This window comes from Mediterraneibacter hominis, from assembly GCF_014287475.1.
Taxonomy (GTDB): domain Bacteria; phylum Bacillota; class Clostridia; order Lachnospirales; family Lachnospiraceae; genus Mediterraneibacter; species Mediterraneibacter hominis.
This window is the reverse complement of the sequence record NZ_JACOPF010000004.1, coordinates 72,652-91,047: the sequence shown is the minus strand read 5'-3', so window position 1 is coordinate 91,047 and position 18,396 is coordinate 72,652. Positions and strand designations below refer to the sequence as shown.

The following is an 18,396-nucleotide window of genomic DNA, read 5'->3' as shown; positions in this document are numbered from 1 at the left end:
CATCTATAAAAAGAAGTATTTTAAGGATTATTAAATGTTTTACAACCCTAAATAAAATCCCTGATTAAGTATCGATTCTGTCTTTTTTAGGAGTCTTTGCGACTCATCGAAGTTTTTCTGTGTAATTGCAGTAATCAGATAATTGGAAAGACTCAACGGTGCAGCATAAGAGTTTTTATAAGTCAGGCTGGCGATAGAACAAGGGAGAATAATATCACCGTATCCTTGAACAGCACTATAGTTTTGACTGGTAAACAAAATGATTTTTACTCCTTCATTTTTTAGCCAGGAAAGAATAGTGGTACTTAATTTAGAATAACGCGGAAATAAATATGCAATACAGACATCGCCCTCTTTTGCGCTGACAATTTCCTCTGGGTAGAGCATTCCGACGGACTGGATAAGACGAACATTCTCGCGGATTTCACTTAACCGAGAGGCAAGATAATAAGAGATGGAAAAAGAACTTCTCATCCCAAGAATATAGACATTGGGTGCATTGGAAATTAGATGGATCACCGCCTGCAAATCTTCGTTGTTCTGGGTTGCCATTGTATGCTGGATATTGTGAATATCATTCTGGAAAGAATCAGAGAGCAGCGTGTTATCCGGATAAAATTTCTGACTGGATAAACGTTCCGGCAGTCCTACTTTTGTCTGGATATTGCTTTGGATATCTTTTTGCATTTCTGAGTAACCGGTATACCCAAGAGCCCTGGAAAAACGGATTATCGTAGTTGTACTGACATCTATCTTTTCTGCAAGTTCTTCTAAAGTACAGAAAGCGATATCATTTAAATTTTCACTAAGATAATCAGCGATGATTTTTTGAGAACGTGTAAACATATTGTAATGCGTACTTAAATCCTGTAAAAAATTAGACATATACTCTCCTCGTTTTCTGCAAAATGATTTCTTATATTTTAACATTGAGCAGATAAACATGTCAATGTAAGCGGTTAAAGGGACAGGCAGATTTCAGATGAATGTAAAGAGAAAAATAAAATGTAGGGAGCATTATAGCATGAAAATTTTAAAAAGCCTGGATTGTAAGGGGAAATTCTGGTATGATTCTAGTATAGAAAGCGGGGTGCTAATATGCCATTGCCAAATCAGGAAATACCTTTTGAGAGAACTTCCGCTAAACAGAAGGTATATGAGACTGTGAAGGATTGGATTATTGAAGGTCAGTTCAAGCCGGGAGAGAAGGTTTCAGATGTAGAGATTGCTGAATACTTTAATATAAGCAGAACACCGGTCAGGGAGGCATTGCAGCTTCTGGAAGCGCAGAAATTGGTGAAATCCTATCCGGGTAAAGCGACGCTTGTCACAGAGATTGAGACAGAGGATATTGAGAAATGGTATCTGCCAATGGCGATACTGCAACAGTTAGCGATTAAACTTGCTGTTGAGAAAATCACTCCTGCACATATCAGGCGTTTGAAAACGCTCAGTGACGTATTTACAGAGTGTGTCAAAGAACAGGACAAGCCAATGCCAATATTAAAAGCGGATAAAGAATTTCACTGCTGTATTTTGGAGGCGGCGGGAAATGAGTATATTATGGATTTCTGTGACGTATTGTGGATACATATACAGAGACTGGAATATGGCTTTTTCAGAGACACCCCATTGGAGGACTCTATTCGGGAGCATGAGAAAATCATTCAGGCTTTGGAAATGAAAGATGAATATTCAGCGTCTGTTTTGGTGAAGGAACATTGGGATAGGACGGCTCTTTTGATTCGGGAGCTCAACAAAAAGGAAAAAGAAGGTCAATGATAAGAAAACGCCTTGGCTGGTAATGCGGCCGAGGCGTTTTTATGACAGCCAGACATTGACTTTTGTATATAAAAAAAGTATGATTAAATATGTATGCATAAATATAAGAAAAGGGAACGTAGATGAAAAAACATAGAAGAAGAGGCGTTTATATTTGTATTGCCATTATTGCGCTTCTGATTGCCATATTTATATTAGCAGAAGTAATTACCCATGTTACCTCTACAAAGGTGAATACGGATGAGGGAATGGAGATTATAAAGAGAGCAGAATTGGCAGATATCAAAACGATAGAGACTAAGATTCAGCAGCTAGAAGATAAAGAAAATGCACAGGAGGATGCACGAAGCCCAAAAGAGATTTTTTCCAGCGCAGTTGTGATGGGAGATTCGATAACAGAGGGGTTTACAGAATATGATGTTTTAAATGCGTCCAGTGTAGTTTCAAAGATTGGGGTAGAGTTAGATGAATTGGACGAACAGATAGAACAGATGGTCAAGTTGAATCCGCAGGTTATTTTTCTTGCCTATGGAATGAATGACATCATTGCTACGCAGGGGGATACCGAAGAATTTATAGAGCAGTATTCTGCACTGCTTGACAAGCTGGAGGAGAAACTGCCGGATACAAAAATATTTGTGAATTCGATTTTTCCTGTTCAGGAACAGGAAATTGAAAAAGAGCCGGCATTTAAGAATCTGGAAGAGTATAATCAGGCATTGTCCAAGCTGTGTGATGAACGGCAGATTGCTTATATTGATAACACAAAACTGGTATCACCTGAGTATTATGAAGAGGATGGTGTACATTTTAAGCCGGAGTTTTATCCAGTTTGGGCTGCCCGTATGGCGGAGGTGGCATCTTTATGAGAACAGACAGGCCGGGAATCAATCAAGTAATGAAGTATATTGTATTAGTGATTATTCTTTTATATATCGCTTTGCTTATGGTATATACAAGTGGAAGTAACAGACCCTTTGCAGAAGTGGCGAAGGAAGTAGAGCAGGCATTAGATACAGCCAATCTTACGAAAATGGATGGACAGGCTCTGAAACGATATTATGGATTAAACAGCGCGGATTATGAAGGGGTTCTTTTATATTCTTCCGAGTCTGCTATGTCTGCAGAGGAGGTTCTGGTAATAAAGGTAAAAGAAAATGACCAGGTACAGGATGTGTCAGACGCGATAGACGAATATTTAGCAGAAAAGAAGAACGAATTTGAAGGGTATGTTCCAGAAGAGGTAAAACTTCTCGATGATGCGCAGCGCAGTGTAAGAGGAAATTATGTATTTCTGGCGGTTGCTCCCAAAGCACAGGAATACAAAGAGGCATTTAATAAGAGTCTGTAAGGTTGAAGTAGAGAGGAAACAGCGGATGTTATTCAGCAGTATTACATTTTTGTTTATGTTTCTGCCTGTCACGATGGCAGTTTATTATATTGTTCCTAAGAAGTTTAGAAACATTGTGATGCTTTTCGCAAGCATTTTTTTCTATGCCTGGGGGGAACCGGTTTATATTATTCTGATGCTGCTCTCCATTTTGCTGAATTATTTCTGTGGGCAGGATGTAGAAGCAAAGAAAGAAGATATAGGGAAAGCCAGACGCAGTTTGATTTTCACCGTGACGATGAATCTTCTTCTGCTTGGTTTTTTTAAATATTATGGTTTTTTGATGGACAGCATCAATGCAGTAATTCCGGTCGATATACCATACCGGGAGCTTCCGCTTCCTATTGGAATTTCATTTTATACATTTCAGGCGCTGTCCTATATTGTAGACGTATATTGGGGAAACGTAAAACCGCAGAAAAATATCTTATATTTTGCACTTTATATCAGTATGTTTCCGCAGCTGATAGCAGGACCGATTGTCCGTTATGTAGATATTGAAGAGCAGTTAGAGAATCGTATAGTTTCAGGGCGGAAGTTAGGCCAGGGAGCTCTGTATTTTATTCGGGGGCTTGCAAAAAAAGTAATAATAGCCAATATGGTTGGGCAGATTTTTGAAGAAATAACGGCGATGCAAATCGGCAGTTTTAGTGTATTGACAGCCTGGCTGGGATGTATTTCCTATGCGCTTCAGATATATTTTGATTTTAGCGGGTATTCTGACATGGCGGTAGGATTAGGAAAAATGTTTGGATTTGAATTTCGCAGGAACTTCAATTATCCTTATATTTCCAGGAGTATAACCGAGTTTTGGAGACGGTGGCATATTTCTCTAAGCACATGGTTTCGGGAATATGTCTATATCCCACTTGGGGGGAATCGGTGCAGTGCGTCACGCCATATATTGAATCTTTTGATTGTATGGATGCTGACCGGACTGTGGCATGGAGCAGCATGGAACTTTTTTCTGTGGGGAGTATACTATGGTGTTCTTTTAATTTTAGAAAAATATGTGTGGGGAGCTGTTTTAGATCGACTTCCCAGTGTGGCACGGCATATCTATGCAATGGTGCTGGTTTTAATTGGCTGGGTGTTTTTCTTTAGTCCGAGCCTGGGATATGCGTTTGAATATCTAGGAATGATGTTCGGGATCGGAGCTTCAGGGTTTATCGATGGACAGGCAGTTTTTTTGCTGTATACACACTGGCTGCTGTATTTGTTGGCGCTTATCGGATGTACAGCATTGGGGATGCGTATCATAAATCGGATAATCGGCGCGTTTGTTCATGTACGTGTGAGAATGACTGCCGCGGTGGTAGTGTATATCGGAATGTTTTTCCTTTCCGTGGCGTTTTTGGTGACTGACACATTTAATCCGTTTTTATATTTTAGATTTTAGGTGAGAGTATGAGTGAAAAGAACAGAAAAAAGAAGGGCAGAATAGAAAACTTGATAGGGCTCATATTTATCCTGTGTCTGTTTTTTATTATGATTCTTAATATTTTGGTTCCAGATAATGAAATGTCAGAAGAAGAAAACAGGATGCTGACGAAGAAGCCAAAGCTGAACTGGAGTAGTGTGACCAACGGGAACTTTATGGAGAGTTATGAAAGTTATCTGTCGGATCAGTTTGCAGGCCGTAATGCGTGGAGAAGTGTGAAAGTTTTCTTCGATCGTCTTGGTGGAAGCAGGGAAGAAAACGGGGTGTTAATCGGGAAAAGTAATCAGCTTATGGAGAGCATAGAAGTACCAGACAAGGAAAATCTGCGCGCGAACATGGAGGCAATTCAGACATTTACGAAAGCTTATCCAGATCTTCCTGTTTCTATGCTTCTTGTTCCAGATGCAGCAAACGTTTTAAATGATAAGCTGCCGGCATTTGCACCCGTGGAGGATCAGACACAGCTTATCAATCAGGTAAAAAAGGACTTGGGTGATTCTGTGACCTGGATAGATGCGGTTTCTGTATTAGATAAGCATAAGTCGGAGAAAATATATTACAAGACGGATCCGCATTGGACGGCGCTAGGAGCATTTTATACCTTCCAGGAGGCGGCAAAGGAACTGGATATCAATGAGGAATTTTCGAGTGGATTTGTTGCACATCCGGTGACAGACAGTTTTAATGGTACACTTGCATCCAAAAGTGGAGTAAACCTGAATGTAAAAGAAACGATTGATATCTATGTCCCAAAGGACGAGGACAATGATGTCATTGTAAATTATGTGGACGAGCAGCGTAGAACTACATCGATTTATGATTCTTCTAAATTAGAGACAAGAGACAAGTATGGAGTATATTTAGGCGGAAATTCCTCTGTTATTGATATTAAAACCGTGTCTTCAAGTGACAGAAGACTGCTGCTTGTAAAGGATTCCTTTGCAAACTGTTTTGTACAGTTTCTGACACCGTATTTCAGAGAAATTATCCTTGTAGATCCAAGATACTACGGTGGAAATATCCAGGATATTATGGAAAATTACCGGATAACAGATGTAATGTTTTTATATAGCGGGAATACGTTCTTTACAGACAATAGTATGAGCGGAGTGTTTACAGGTGAGTAATCGGATAAAACAAGAGTTTCACATGAAAAAAGAACCCGTCCGTCTGAACAAATATTTAAGCGAAGCAGGAGTATGTTCCAGGCGCGAGGCAGACAAATTGATTGAGAGCGGGCTCGTGAGTGTAGACGGGAAACGCGCTGTGACGGGAATGAAGATTGTTCCGGGGCAGACAGTGAAAGTAGGAAAAAAAGTAGTTTCCAGGCAGGACGAGATGGTTGTGCTGGCAGTGAATAAGCCTGCGGGAATTGTATGTACAGAGGAAAAAAGAGAACACAACAGCATTGTGCGTTTTTTAAATTATCCGATCCGCATAACATATATCGGGAGACTGGACAAGGACTCAAGAGGTCTGCTTCTGATGACGAATAATGGGGACATTATCAATAAAATGATGCGTGCGGGAAATTTTCATGAAAAGGAATATAAGGTGACGGTAGATAAGGAGATTACACCAGAATTTCTTAATGCAATGGGGAATGGCGTGCATATATTAGGTACTGTGACAAGGCCATGTAAAGTAGAGCAGATTGGCAAATATACATTTTCCGTTGTGCTGACCCAGGGACTGAACAGGCAAATACGGCGAATGTGTGAAGCATTGGGATATAAAGTAAAAGATTTGTTCAGAGTGCGGGTAATGAATATCCATGTGGGAAAGTTAAAAGAAGGAGAATACCGAAAGCTTACAGACTGCGAATTAAACGAGCTGTATGAATTGCTGAAAGGCTCCTCAAATGAACCGGTACAAAATAAACAGAACAGGCAGAGAAGGAGAAATTCAGACAGGCAGGAGGAAAATTGTGGAGAATAAAAAAGAAAGAATGCTTGAATTGGTGGAGCTGTTAAACAGAGCGCGGCGTGCGTATGAACAGGAAGACACCGAAATCATGAGCAATTTTGAATATGACAGATTATATGATGAATTAGCAGGACTGGAACGTGAATTGGGAACGACAATTTCGTCCAGTCCTACCATTCATGTGGGTTATGAAGTACTTAGTGAACTGCCTAAAGAGCAGCATGAGCGTCCTATGTTGTCTTTGGACAAAACGAAGGAGACAGAGCAGTTAAGAGAATTTCTGGGAGACAAAAAGGCGGTGATTTCCTGGAAGCTGGACGGACTGACGATCGTGCTGACCTATCTGGAGGGAAGCCTTTTGAAGGCAGTTACCAGAGGAAATGGAGAAGTCGGAGAGGTCATTACCAATAATGCGAAGGTGTTTGTAAATCTTCCACTTCATATTCCTTATAAGGGTGAGCTGATCCTCAGGGGAGAGGCGGTTATCAGTTACCGAGATTTTGAAAAAATCAATGATGAGATTGAGGATGTAGACGCGAAATATAAAAATCCAAGAAATTTATGTAGTGGTTCTGTAAGACAATTAAATAATGAAATTACAGCAAGAAGGAACGTACAGTTTTATGCGTTCAGTCTTGTGCAGGCGGATGGAGTCGATTTTAAGAATTCTCGTTTTTATCAGATGGAATGGTTGAAAGAGCAAGGGTTTTCTGTAGTAGAAAATCACCTTGTTACGAGCAGTACCGTTGAAGAAGAAGTGAAGTGGTTTGAAAGTCATATCAAAGAAAATGCGATACCTTCCGATGGTTTAGTACTTATCTATGATGATATTGCCTATGGGCAAGGTCTGGGAGCGACGGCGAAATTTCCGCGAGATTCTATTGCATTTAAGTGGGCGGATGAGATAAGGGAGACGACACTTAGGGAGATTGAGTGGAGCCCTTCACGCACCGGACTTTTGAATCCAGTTGCGATTTTTGAGCCGGTAGAGCTGGAAGGTACGACGGTCAGCCGGGCCAGCGTGCATAACATCAGTATCATGGAAGAACTGGAACTAGGAATTGGGGATCGCATTAAGGTGTATAAGGCGAATATGATCATTCCGCAGATTGCAGAGAATCTGACGCGCAGCGGGGTGAAAGATGTGCCAAAGGTCTGTCCGGTATGCGGTGGAAAGACAAAGATTTCTATGGAAAATGAGACAAAAGCATTGTTTTGCACGAACCCGAAATGCCAGGCAAAGCATGTAAAATCTTTTGTATTGTTTGTAAGCCGAGATGCGATGAATATTGAAGGCATGTCTCAGGCAACCTTAGAGAAGTTTATTATCAATGGATTTGTGAAGGACTTTACGGATATCTTCCATCTGGACCGATATGAGGAACAGATCAAAAATATGGAAGGTTTTGGGGAAAAATCTTATGATAATTTAATCCGTAATGTAGAGCAGGCGCGGCAGACAACCCTTGCAAAACTGGTATACAGTCTGGGAATTCCCAATATCGGATTGGCTAATGCCAAGATGATCTGCAAGGCATTTGATAATCAGCCGGAACGTCTTATCAATGCCACAGAGGAAGAATTAGATGAGATTTCTGGAATCGGAGGCGTAATTGCGCACGTATTTGTAGAATATTTTTCCGATAAAGAGAATAAAGATTTATTCAGGCGTCTGCTTTTGGAAGTGGAGATACCAGAAGAGACAGAGCAGGCAGAAAAGCAGATATTTGAAAATATGAATTTTGTTGTGACAGGTACGGTAAAGTATTTTTCAAATCGCAGGGAGATAAAGGAACAGATTGAAAAAAAGGGCGGAAAGGTGACAGGTACGGTGACGTCCAAGACGAATTATCTGATTAACAATGATGTAGAGTCTGTTTCTTCTAAGAATAAGAAAGCAAAAGAACTGGGAATTCCGATTATTTCTGAGGAAGAATTTCTGAAAATGCTGGAAGAATAAGGAGAGAGGTTTAGAAAAAGTTCATTTGTATATACGCAGCATGTGTATTATAATGGGAGACAGGTTAGCTGCATCTTGAGATAGATAAAGCAGCAAAAATACGTATGAAGGCATATCTGCGTACGGTATTATGAGTGTGCGCAGAAAATATTCATAGAGGGCAAGGAAGGAAAAGACGATGTCAGACAAGGATTTTGTTATCATAGACGAAGAAAAAAAAGAGAAGGAAACTACTCCAGACACAGTTTCAGAAGAAAAGACAGAAGTAATAAAAACAGAAGAGAAAAAAGAAAAAGAAGATGAGTACGAGAAAATCTGTTTTATCTGCCATAGACCGGAGAGTGTGACTGGGAAGATGGTAGAACTGCCGAATAATATCACCGTATGTCCGGATTGTATGCAGAAGAGCTTTGATGCAATGACAAATGGGTCAGTGGATCTAAATAGGCTGATGCATATTCCAGGAGTACAGTTTTTAAATATGTCGGACTTGGAAAATACGATTCCGAAGAGCCAAAAGATAAAGAAGAAAAAAGAAAAGACAAAGGAATATCATAAACTAGACATCAAAGATATTCCTGCTCCGCATAAAATTAAAGCAAGGCTGGACGAGTATGTGGTAGGACAAGAGTATGCAAAGAAGGCGATGTCTGTAGCTGTATATAATCATTATAAACGGGTTGCTACAGATACGATGGATGATATTGAAATTGAAAAATCCAATATGCTGATGATTGGACCGACAGGAAGCGGAAAGACATATCTTGTAAAAACACTGGCAAAGCTTTTGGATGTGCCGCTTGCGATTACAGATGCGACTTCGCTTACAGAGGCAGGATACATAGGGGATGACATTGAGAGTGTTGTCTCTAAATTACTGGCTGCTGCGGACAACGACGTAGAAAGGGCAGAACAGGGCATTATCTTCATTGATGAGATTGATAAGATTGCGAAAAAGAGAAATTCGAACCAGAGAGATGTAAGCGGAGAATCTGTACAGCAGGGAATGCTAAAGCTTTTGGAAGGAAGCGAAGTAGAGGTGCCGGTAGGTGCGAACAGCAAGAATGCGATGGTGCCTCTGACGACAGTCAATACAAAAAATATTTTGTTTATCTGTGGCGGCGCGTTTCCAGATTTAGAAGAAATCATAAAAGAGAGATTGTCTAAAAAGACGTCTATGGGCTTTAATTCTGAACTGAAAGATAAATTTGAGCATGATAAAGAGCTTTTGTCTAAAGTCACAGTGGAAGATCTGCGTAAATTTGGAATGATTCCAGAATTTATAGGACGTCTGCCTATTATCTTCACCTTAAAAGGTCTGGATAAGGATATGCTTGTAAAGATATTAAGGGAACCGAAAAACGCGATATTGAAGCAGTACCAGAAGCTTTTGGCGCTTGATGAAGTAAATTTGAAGTTTGATGACGGAGCGTTGGAGGCAATCGCCGAAAAAGCAATGGAGAAAGATACAGGAGCCCGTGCACTGCGCGCAATTATCGAAGAATTTATGCTGGACATCATGTATGAGATACCAAAGGATGACAGTATCGGTCAGGTGACTATTACAAGAGAATATATAGAAGGAACCGGGGGCCCTATTATAGAACTAAGAGGACAAGAAGTTCCAAGATTAAATTAAGTATAAATTTAACGAAGCAACAAGCAGTGCGAAAAGAACAGGCAAACTCTGTGTCATGCTTGCATGTAAACAGAAGTTTGTCTGTTTCTTTTCATTCGGCGACTGCCGATAGCGAAATGAAGCGTATGCGGAATTGAGCTGGCACTGCGGACGCTAACAAAAATGATTCGCGCAAAAGGGCGTGTATTACTGCTTTTTCATTTCCGTTTGGAGACTTGATTTTGTATAAAGTTTCATAAGATTAGACCTTGAAAAAAAGGAGTAAAAGGAGTATTCTTAATCTGTTCGAGATAAATTGTGCAGAAAGAGCGAGGGAAGAGGAATGAGCAGTTACGGGTATTTATTAGATCTGGCAATTATTTTACTTTGTACAAAATTTCTGGGAATTCTGACGCGAAGAGTGCAGATGCCGCAGGTGGTGGGAGCGCTTCTGGCAGGTCTGGTCTTGGGGCCGGCAGGCTTTGGAGTTCTTACAGAGACTTCTTTCATCAAGTCAGTGGCAGAGATCGGAGTTATTGTCTTGATGTTCAGCGCCGGAATGGAAACAGACATCAAGGAACTGAAAGCAAGCGGAAAAGCTTCTTTTGTGATAGCGCTTTGTGGTGTTATTGTTCCTCTATTTGGAGGATTTGGAGTAGCATGGTTTTTTAACCGGCCGGACATGATCGCATCGACAGCAGAGGTCAGTGTATTCCTTCAGAATATTTTCATAGGGGTAATACTGACAGCGACTTCTGTCAGCATCAGTGTAGAGACACTAAAGGAACTTGGAAAATTAAAGACACATTCGGGAAATGCGATATTAGGAGCTGCGATTATAGATGATATACTCGGCATCATTGCTTTGACAATTGTGACAAGCCTTGCAGATTCGAGCGTGAGCCTGGCGGTTGTACTGTTGAAAATAGTCGGATTTTTTGCCTTTTCAGGAATTATCGGGTTTTTGTTTTACAAATTATATAAAAAATGGGTGGATGATGCGAAGAAGGAACTGCACAGACATACCATTGTAGCGTTTGTATTTTGCCTCCTTATGGCGTATATAGCAGAAGAGGTTTTTGGTGTAGCAGACATTACAGGAGCATTTATTGCAGGGCTGATTATATCAAACGTGCGCCGCGCAAATTATCTGGAAAGTAAGTTTGACACACTTTCGTATCTTCTTCTTTCCCCAGTCTTCTTTGCAAGTATTGGTCTGAAGGTTGTACTGCCGGAAATGTCAGGGGCAATTATCGGGTTTGCAGTCACACTTACGATTGTTGCAATCTTGACGAAGATAGTCGGATGTGGTCTGGGAGCAAAGCTGTGCGGTTATAAAAATTATCAGGTAAAGCGAATAGGAGTTGGGATGATCTCCCGTGGGGAAGTTGCATTGATTGTTGCAAGTAAAGGAGATTCTATAGGACTTATGAGTCCAGAATTTTTAGGGCCGGTGATTATTGTAGTGGTTATCACGACGATTATTACGCCGATTCTTTTAAAAGTTGTATTTGCACCGGGAACAGCACCGGCTCCAGAGCAGCTTGTGCCTGAAAGTGAACGTGTGACGAGTTATTATGAGAATGCAGCGGAAATCCGCGGTGAAGACAATAAGAAAAGATAGAATTGTATGAGAGAGGCGGCATAAGAAGGAATATCTTATGCCGCCTCTGGCGTGTTTACTTTCTTGAGAATGTCTGATAGAATACGGGTAAGGAAAACACAGAATGAGAAGGTGGAAAATGTGAGAAAAGGCGGGAAATCCCCCTTGTATAAGAGCTTTGGATATGCTTTTGAAGGGATTTTTTCAGGGATTGCAAAGGAACGAAATATGAAGCTGCACTGTGTGGCAATGCTATTGGTAATTCTTGCGGGAACACTGCTTCATATATCTGTGACAGAGTGGTGTATTTGTTTCATTTTATTTGGCATGATTCTGGCGCTTGAGCTTGTCAATACAGCAGTCGAGGCAGTTGTGGATCTCGTGACAGAAGAGAAAAAGCCATTGGCAAAAGTAGCAAAAGATACGGCGGCAGGCGCTGTTTTGATTGCGGCGATTATGGCTGCTGTTACAGGGTGTATGATTTTTGTTCCTAAGTTGTTTTCTATGTTTTAGCCGGCAGAAATATACAGGGCTGACAGGGAGTCCTGGCAGAACATAAGAGGAAAGAACAAAATAGAAAAGAAACACATTAGTTTGAAGTGTGAGAGGAGAACAGAATGGAAAAATTAGGAGAAAATGTTAAAAAAATTTTATTGGCAGGAATTGGAGCAGTGGCAGCCACTGCTGAGAAATCTAAGGATCTGCTCGATGAGATGGTAAAAAAGGGTGAGTTGACAGTAGAACAGGGAAAAGTATTGAATGAGGAGCTGAAGCATAATATAAAGAAAACAATGCAAGAGAGTGTCCATGCAGAAGAAAAGAGTTCTGCAATAAAGGAAATGGACGAGATCCTCGACAAAATGACACCGGAGCAGATAAAAGCACTGAAAGAAGAGATTCAAAAAAGAGAAAAAACAGATACAAAAGGCGCGGACAAAGAAAGTGCGGGACAAGGAAAAAGTGAATGAGTAAAAAGGAACCTGGCATGTATTCCCTGCGTCTTAAGGAAATTACAGGAGTACTTAGGAAACACGAGATAACGAAGGGAATCACGCCTGAAAAATTACGGCTTATATTAGAAGATCTAGGGCCTACATTTATTAAAATCGGACAGATTATGTCCATGCATTCGGATATTCTTCCAAAGGCATACTGTGAGGAACTGACAAGACTTCGTACGGAGGTTTCTCCGATGCCGTTCGAAGAGGTAGCAGAAATATTGGAGAAATCTTATGGAGTCCCATGGCAGAAGATATTTTCCTGCATTGAGGAGCGGCCATTAGGCTCTGCGTCTATTGCACAGGCACACAAGGCAGTTTTAAAATCTGGCAGAGATGTTGTAGTAAAGGTACAAAGACAGGGGATCTATGAGAAGATGGCGCGGGATATTGCACTGCTTCACAAAGCGGTGAAGCTGATGCCGCCGGTCAGCGTGAAAGGTCTGGCAGACTTAGATATGGTTTTAGATGAGCTGTGGGCAGTGGCACGTGAGGAGATGAACTTTCTGAAGGAAGCTTCTAATATGGAAGAATTTGCCAGGAACAACAGAGATATCGCCTTTGTGGGAACTCCGGTGCTGTACCAGGAATACACGACGTCTTATGTTCTTGTAATGGAGTATATTGAGGGCTGCGGCATAGATGATAAGGAACGTCTGCTTAAGTATGGGTATGATTTAAAGGAAATCGGAACCAAGCTGGTAGATAATTATATTAAGCAGGTAATGGAAGATGGCTTTTTTCATGCGGATCCTCATTCTGGAAATGTAAAAATCAGAGATGGAAAAATCATCTGGCTTGATATGGGAATGATGGGCAGGCTGACGGAACATGACAGAGAAATGATTGGAAAAGCGGTGCAGGGGGTAGGCCTGCACGAAATTGAACTCATTCAAGAAGCGGTACTCGCACTGGGAGAGTTTAAAGAGAAACCAGATCTGAGCAGATTGTATGAAGACATCGACGGACTGATTCTAAAATACGGAAGTACGGATATGGGAAGCATCAATGTTGCAGAAGTTATGACAGACTTAATGGAGGTTATGAAGGAAAATAAAATCAGGATGCCCCATGGACTGACAATGCTGGCAAGAGGATTGACACATATGGAAGGGGTTTTGGCAGACATTGCTCCAGAGATAAATATGGTGGATATTGCGTCTGCACGAATTGCAGGAAGCTTTTTTAAAAATCTGGATTTGAAGAAGGAATTAAAAAGCGGTGGAAAAAGCTTTTATAAATCTTTGAGAAAGGCGATGGATATTCCTTCCCTGACAGCGGATATTCTGCGCGGGCATATGAGAGGGCAGACGCGGGTAAATCTGGATCTCCATGCTGCCGGGGATTTGTCAGAGCTTTTGCGGCGGCTGGTAAGAAACATAGTGATGGGACTGTGGGTGATGGCTCTGTTAATTAGTTCCAGTATTATTTGTACGACGGACATGACTCCGAAAATATGGGGGATTCCGGCGCTCGGAGCACTGGGATATTTGATAGCGTTTGTCATCGTATTATATGTATTTATAAAACATTTATTTTCAAAGAAATAAAAGAGGGATTTATAAGGGGAGATTTTTATCTCCCCTTTATCGTTCATAGCTGCCTCATTTCTTCGAGAGAATTGTACAGGTTTAACTGTCCGTATCCCCATTCACGGTTTGGATAGTCCATGCCGGCAGGACGGACGGCGCCGAGAATCATCAGACTCTTTATCTGATAAGAGTCAATACTGGGGTTCCCCAGGTGAAATAGAATCCATTCCAATAGCAGGGCAGTGCTCCCTGCGGTTATAGCTGTCGCAATGCTGGAACCGGAACGGACAGCAAATCGGCCGTCAGGCAGGGCACCTTCGACTTCAATCCCGGGCGCGGTGATGCTGGGATTGATAAGATTGGTACGGGTATATCCTCTTCCGGAGGATAAGGCAAGGCCGTTTGTTGTACCATTATAATAGGAGACAATGACAGGCTTTGAGGTATTAGCCGGATTGGTCAGCGTATAGTAAGGATCTGGATTTAAGAAGTACACTTCTCCGCTTATAAATTCAGTAAGTGGGAGCCAGATATGGAAACGGCCATCTATAACGCGCAGAGGTTCTACAACCAATTTCCAGATTCCAGGAGCAGGCGCTGTAAAACGAAAAGAAATAAGTTCTGAATTTGTCTGCTCTACGAGAATCCGATAGTCAATATTTACGGTGGTGCGCTCAAACAGAAAGTTTAATTCTGTAATTTCGTTTACCCGGACAGGAAGCGTAGAAGTGGATTCTCCGGAGGGAGAAATCAGGGAGATAGACAGAAAATTCGGGATTTCTGTCCACAGCTCCATTGTAAATCCAGAGACATTTTCCCCGACTCTTATTTCTACGGTTTTTGTATCTTTATTATCCAGTATTTCATTGTAATAATGATGTCTTTTGTCTGCCTCATTTCCTACTCCTATCACGGGAATCCGGTTGGCGGAGCTGCTGTAGTCATCAATCAGTGTAGACAGGGGAAGAGAGCCAATATGTCCGCCCATACTGGTGCCGAGTGCGATGCAAAGAACAAGAGGCATCCCCAAAGAATCAGCCAGGTCATTTAGATATTTCAGGGCAAGCATAATATCGTTTTCCTGATAGCATATCGTATCATCGGGGATATAATAATATTCCTTTAAGTATTGCTTTGCAGGTTTTAATTTGACTACGGCCAATGTGGATTCAGGAGCTGCGCCTAAAAATTGGCGGGAGGGTTCGGCAGAACCTGCTGCGAGACTGGCGAGAAATGTGCCATGACCGATTTCATCTCTGGTAGGAACAACGGAAAGGGGATTGTCTAGAGAGAGCGCATCATTGAGGTCATTCTGTGTGTATTCAGAGCCATATAAAAATCCATCGGGCGGAGTGCCGGTTTGGATTGTCTGATCCCAGATTGCGGCAATACGGGTAGAACCGTCCAGATTTCTGAATACAGTGTTTGCATAATCAATTCCGCTGTCTATAAAACCGATCAAAATACCATTTCCTTTTAATTGCAGGGTAGGATAATTTTGGATGGGAAGAATTCCAGCCTGATTGAGTGTGTCCATGCTAAGCAGAGCGTAACATTTAGGAATCGAGTTATAAGAAAATTGCTTGCTGGTAAGAGTTCCTGCCTGGAGTGCAGGCAGATAGATGCAGCGGTAGTCAAAGCCGGCATACTGTTCACAGACAGGGTTCTGTGCAATATTTTCTAAAAAGGGAGTGCGGTTTTCATTTATAATAAAATCCCGGTAATCTTCAGAAAGAATCCATTCCTTACATTTTGTTTCATTTGTCATGGAGGCCTCTTCATAAATAGACTTTGTGATAATATATGCGAAAGAAGAGAAAATATTATAAAAATGTAAATTCGGAAATGATATGGTTGAAGTTGGCAGATAGTGGGGTATAATGTATATAAGTTCAAAGCGGTATATATTGAAATAGACGGTTTGCATGTTAAATAGGTCAGACTGTGAAATGAAGGGAGACGACAGCATGAAAGATTTTTTTGAAGATTTAGGAAAAAGGATTGGTGAAACAGCAGAAACGGTGGCAAATAAGGCTGGTGAGGCGGTGGAGATCCAGCGTTTGAGAAATCAGATCCGTTCTCTGGAACGGGAGAATGAGAAAGATCTGACAGAGATTGGAAACATAATTTACCGCCTTTATAGGAAAAATAAGAAAGTAGAAGAAGATGCGGCAGCTTACTGTGAAGCGATTGAAAACAGAGAGGACAGTATAAGAGAATACCAGCATAAAATCGTGGAAGTAAGAGGAGCAGTAAAATGTCATGCGTGTGGCAGAATGGCAGCAAAGGAGATGTCATTTTGCCCATATTGTGGAGAAAAGATAGAAAAAGAGGCAGAAGAATTTTCGGAGAAAGTAAAAGAAAAAGCAGCAGAAACAGCACAGGAGGCAGCAGATATGACGGGAAAGACAGCGCAGAAAACAGCAGAGGCAGTGGACAAGGCAGCGCATAAGACAGCAGATGCAGCGGGAAAGGCGGCACAGAAGACGGCAGACGCAGCAGATAAGGCGGTGCATAAGACAGCCGAAGCGATGGACAAGGCGGTACAAAAAACGGCAGATGCGGCAGATAAGGCGGCACAGAAGACGGCCGATACAGCGGATAAGGTAGTGGAAAAAACGGTGGATATAGCACATAAGGCAGCGGAGAAGGTTGCAGATACGGCAGAAAAGGTAGCAAGAAAAGCGTCTGATGTAGCAGATAAAGCTGAAAAAGATACAGGAAAATAAGCAGTAAGAGGAGTTTTTCTGCCAGGAGGAAGCAAGATGGCGGGTATAATCAAAGGAGCAGGGGCAGCAGGACTGCTGGCTGCGGCAGATCAGATAATAAAAAATTTTGTAGAAAAGCATGTAGAAGATCAGGAAGAAAAAAAGCTTGGCAGAAGGATAATTGTCAGAAAAGCACACAATAAAGGGGCGTGTATGAATTTGTTTGACAGCCGTCCGGATATTGTGCGTATCCTTTCGTTGTTTCTTTGCGTGGTGCTTGCTTTTCGCCAGGTATTTACCTTTGAGAAGAAGGGACAGTTCTGTGAAAAAGCAGGACTGACCCTTCTGGCAGGGGGTGCGTGGAGTAATACGCTGGACAGGTGGGCGCGCGGATATGTCGTAGATTATATAGCTGTAAACGGTAAAAAAGGAAGCGGAAATGTTACGTTTAATCTGGGAGATGTGTTTATTTTTCTCGGGAGTATTCTTTTTTCATTGTGTTCGGATACTTGTATTTTTGGGACTGGGCGGTATAATAATAAGGCAGGTTTGAAAAGGCAGAATACAGAAATAAAAAGAAAACAGGAGACGGACAAATGATACAAGATATTGCACCGCACAGCTATGACAATCAATACAGACCTGTTCCTCCTAAAAGGGACAGCATCGCATTGTATTATGAGGGACATACGGTATTATTAAGGAAGACAAGGGAAGGAATAGAATTTCCAAGGTTTCAGGACTTAGAACGTTTAAATGAAGATATATATCAGGATTACATATATTTATTTACAATTGACAAGGAACAGTATTATCTCGTAAAAGAAATCAGCAGAGAACGTCTGTCCGATTTTACCCTGGAAAATACAGAGATCTTCAGAACGGGAGAACCACAGTATCGTGCGTTTGCAGGGATTACAGGATTTCAGCTTTTTAACTGGTATCGAGCGCATAGGTATTGTGGAAGATGCGGACATCTTATGAAAATGGACAAAAAGGAAAGAATGGTCTACTGTGAGGAATGTCGGAATATGGAATTCCCGAAAATATGTCCGGCGGTCATCATCGGGGTGACGGACAAGAATCGAATCCTGCTGTCAAAATATGCAGACAGAGCATTTAAAAAATATGCACTTTTGGCAGGGTATACAGAGATCGGGGAAACTGTGGAGGAGACGGTTAAGCGGGAAGTTATGGAAGAGGTGGGGCTAAAGGTAAAAAATATCCGCTATTATAAGAGCCAGCCCTGGTCTTTTACAGATACACTGCTAATGGGATTTTACTGTGATTTGGACGGAGAAGATACAATTATACTTGACAAAGAGGAGCTGGCTCTGGCAGAATGGTTTGAACGGGAAGATATTCCGGTAAAAAGCTCACGGGATAGCCTGACCAATGAAATGATAATGAAATTTAAAAACGGAGAAGTTTAGGAGGT

Annotated in this window: 17 protein-coding genes; 15 read left to right on the top strand and 2 right to left on the bottom strand. The window is 41.5% G+C overall.

Features of this window, described 5'->3' with window-relative positions; all coding sequences use genetic code 11:
• Positions 1 to 39: 39 nt before the first annotated feature.
• Positions 40 to 885 (bottom strand): MurR/RpiR family transcriptional regulator, encoded by an 846-nt coding sequence (locus H8S37_RS14915; RefSeq protein WP_186876868.1) that lies wholly within the window; start codon positions 883 to 885, stop codon positions 40 to 42.
• 213 nt (positions 886 to 1,098) lie between these two features.
• Between H8S37_RS14915 and H8S37_RS14910 the strand changes: the two genes are divergently transcribed.
• The 12 genes from H8S37_RS14910 (at position 1,099) to H8S37_RS14855 (ending at position 14,268) form a co-directional block, all read left to right on the top strand.
• A complete protein-coding gene (locus H8S37_RS14910) occupies positions 1,099 to 1,782 on the top strand; it encodes a GntR family transcriptional regulator (RefSeq protein ID WP_186876867.1) in 684 nt (227 codons plus the stop codon).
• A gap of 122 nt (positions 1,783 to 1,904) precedes the next feature.
• Positions 1,905 to 2,651, top strand: a complete 747-nt coding sequence (locus H8S37_RS14905; protein ID WP_186876866.1) for a GDSL-type esterase/lipase family protein — start codon at positions 1,905 to 1,907, stop codon at positions 2,649 to 2,651.
• Positions 2,648 to 3,133, top strand: coding sequence for a DUF4358 domain-containing protein (locus H8S37_RS14900; RefSeq protein ID WP_186876865.1), 486 nt, complete (start codon positions 2,648 to 2,650; stop codon positions 3,131 to 3,133). The genes H8S37_RS14905 and H8S37_RS14900 overlap by 4 nt, the downstream gene beginning before the upstream one ends.
• Positions 3,134 to 3,158: 25 nt before the next feature.
• Positions 3,159 to 4,571 (top strand): MBOAT family O-acyltransferase, encoded by a 1,413-nt coding sequence (locus tag H8S37_RS14895; protein WP_186876864.1) that lies wholly within the window; start codon positions 3,159 to 3,161, stop codon positions 4,569 to 4,571.
• 8 nt (positions 4,572 to 4,579) lie between these two features.
• Entirely contained in the window at positions 4,580 to 5,740 is a 1,161-nt protein-coding gene (locus tag H8S37_RS14890) for a DHHW family protein (RefSeq protein WP_186876863.1), read from the top strand.
• On the top strand, positions 5,733 to 6,551 hold the full coding sequence (locus H8S37_RS14885; protein ID WP_186876862.1) for a pseudouridine synthase: 819 nt from the start codon (positions 5,733 to 5,735) through the stop codon (positions 6,549 to 6,551). The genes H8S37_RS14890 and H8S37_RS14885 overlap by 8 nt, the downstream gene beginning before the upstream one ends.
• Before the next feature lie 10 nt (positions 6,552 to 6,561).
• Positions 6,562 to 8,499 (top strand): NAD-dependent DNA ligase LigA, encoded by a 1,938-nt coding sequence (ligA, locus tag H8S37_RS14880; protein WP_207723976.1) that lies wholly within the window; start codon positions 6,562 to 6,564, stop codon positions 8,497 to 8,499.
• Positions 8,500 to 8,677: 178 nt separating this feature from the next.
• Entirely contained in the window at positions 8,678 to 10,138 is a 1,461-nt protein-coding gene (clpX, locus tag H8S37_RS14875; protein ID WP_186876860.1) for an ATP-dependent Clp protease ATP-binding subunit ClpX, read from the top strand.
• 322 nt (positions 10,139 to 10,460) lie between these two features.
• The gene (locus H8S37_RS14870; protein ID WP_186876859.1) at positions 10,461 to 11,741 is read left to right on the top strand and encodes a cation:proton antiporter; all 1,281 of its coding nucleotides are present in this window, start codon (positions 10,461 to 10,463) and stop codon (positions 11,739 to 11,741) included.
• Positions 11,742 to 11,861: 120 nt separating this feature from the next.
• Entirely contained in the window at positions 11,862 to 12,233 is a 372-nt protein-coding gene (locus tag H8S37_RS14865; RefSeq protein ID WP_330605019.1) for a diacylglycerol kinase family protein, read from the top strand.
• Between the two features lie 104 nt (positions 12,234 to 12,337).
• Positions 12,338 to 12,688, top strand: coding sequence for a phasin family protein (locus H8S37_RS14860; RefSeq protein WP_186876857.1), 351 nt, complete (start codon positions 12,338 to 12,340; stop codon positions 12,686 to 12,688).
• The gene (locus H8S37_RS14855) at positions 12,685 to 14,268 is read left to right on the top strand and encodes an ABC1 kinase family protein (protein ID WP_186876856.1); all 1,584 of its coding nucleotides are present in this window, start codon (positions 12,685 to 12,687) and stop codon (positions 14,266 to 14,268) included. The genes H8S37_RS14860 and H8S37_RS14855 overlap by 4 nt, the downstream gene beginning before the upstream one ends.
• 43 nt (positions 14,269 to 14,311) lie before the next feature.
• Here H8S37_RS14855 and H8S37_RS14850 read toward each other — a convergent pair whose 3' ends face one another.
• Positions 14,312 to 16,018: a S8 family peptidase gene (locus tag H8S37_RS14850; RefSeq protein ID WP_186876855.1), complete on the bottom strand. Its 1,707-nt coding sequence runs from the start codon at positions 16,016 to 16,018 to the stop codon at positions 14,312 to 14,314.
• Positions 16,019 to 16,217: 199 nt separating this feature from the next.
• On the opposite strand from H8S37_RS14850, the gene H8S37_RS14845 reads away from it, so the two are divergent.
• From H8S37_RS14845 to nudC, 3 genes are read left to right on the top strand one after another with little or no spacing between them, the layout of a single operon-like run.
• Positions 16,218 to 16,979 (top strand): zinc ribbon domain-containing protein, encoded by a 762-nt coding sequence (locus tag H8S37_RS14845; RefSeq protein ID WP_186876854.1) that lies wholly within the window; start codon positions 16,218 to 16,220, stop codon positions 16,977 to 16,979.
• 36 nt (positions 16,980 to 17,015) lie between these two features.
• Positions 17,016 to 17,558 (top strand): signal peptidase II, encoded by a 543-nt coding sequence (locus H8S37_RS14840; protein ID WP_186876853.1) that lies wholly within the window; start codon positions 17,016 to 17,018, stop codon positions 17,556 to 17,558.
• Positions 17,555 to 18,391 (top strand): NAD(+) diphosphatase, encoded by an 837-nt coding sequence (gene nudC, locus H8S37_RS14835; protein ID WP_186876852.1) that lies wholly within the window; start codon positions 17,555 to 17,557, stop codon positions 18,389 to 18,391. Before H8S37_RS14840 ends, nudC begins: the two co-directional genes overlap by 4 nt.
• Positions 18,392 to 18,396: the final 5 nt, after the last annotated feature.

Coding starts and splice junctions, on each gene's coding strand:
- H8S37_RS14915 (WP_186876868.1), bottom strand. CDS start 885: ATGTCTAATTTTTTACAGGATTTAAGTACGCATTACAATATGTTTACA.
- H8S37_RS14910 (WP_186876867.1), top strand. CDS start 1,099: ATGCCATTGCCAAATCAGGAAATACCTTTTGAGAGAACTTCCGCTAAA.
- H8S37_RS14905 (WP_186876866.1), top strand. CDS start 1,905: ATGAAAAAACATAGAAGAAGAGGCGTTTATATTTGTATTGCCATTATT.
- H8S37_RS14900 (WP_186876865.1), top strand. CDS start 2,648: ATGAGAACAGACAGGCCGGGAATCAATCAAGTAATGAAGTATATTGTA.
- H8S37_RS14895 (WP_186876864.1), top strand. CDS start 3,159: ATGTTATTCAGCAGTATTACATTTTTGTTTATGTTTCTGCCTGTCACG.
- H8S37_RS14890 (WP_186876863.1), top strand. CDS start 4,580: ATGAGTGAAAAGAACAGAAAAAAGAAGGGCAGAATAGAAAACTTGATA.
- ligA (WP_207723976.1), top strand. CDS start 6,562: ATGCTTGAATTGGTGGAGCTGTTAAACAGAGCGCGGCGTGCGTATGAA.
- clpX (WP_186876860.1), top strand. CDS start 8,678: ATGTCAGACAAGGATTTTGTTATCATAGACGAAGAAAAAAAAGAGAAG.
- H8S37_RS14870 (WP_186876859.1), top strand. CDS start 10,461: ATGAGCAGTTACGGGTATTTATTAGATCTGGCAATTATTTTACTTTGT.
- H8S37_RS14860 (WP_186876857.1), top strand. CDS start 12,338: ATGGAAAAATTAGGAGAAAATGTTAAAAAAATTTTATTGGCAGGAATT.
- H8S37_RS14855 (WP_186876856.1), top strand. CDS start 12,685: ATGAGTAAAAAGGAACCTGGCATGTATTCCCTGCGTCTTAAGGAAATT.
- H8S37_RS14850 (WP_186876855.1), bottom strand. CDS start 16,018: ATGACAAATGAAACAAAATGTAAGGAATGGATTCTTTCTGAAGATTAC.
- H8S37_RS14845 (WP_186876854.1), top strand. CDS start 16,218: ATGAAAGATTTTTTTGAAGATTTAGGAAAAAGGATTGGTGAAACAGCA.
- H8S37_RS14840 (WP_186876853.1), top strand. CDS start 17,016: ATGGCGGGTATAATCAAAGGAGCAGGGGCAGCAGGACTGCTGGCTGCG.
- nudC (WP_186876852.1), top strand. CDS start 17,555: ATGATACAAGATATTGCACCGCACAGCTATGACAATCAATACAGACCT.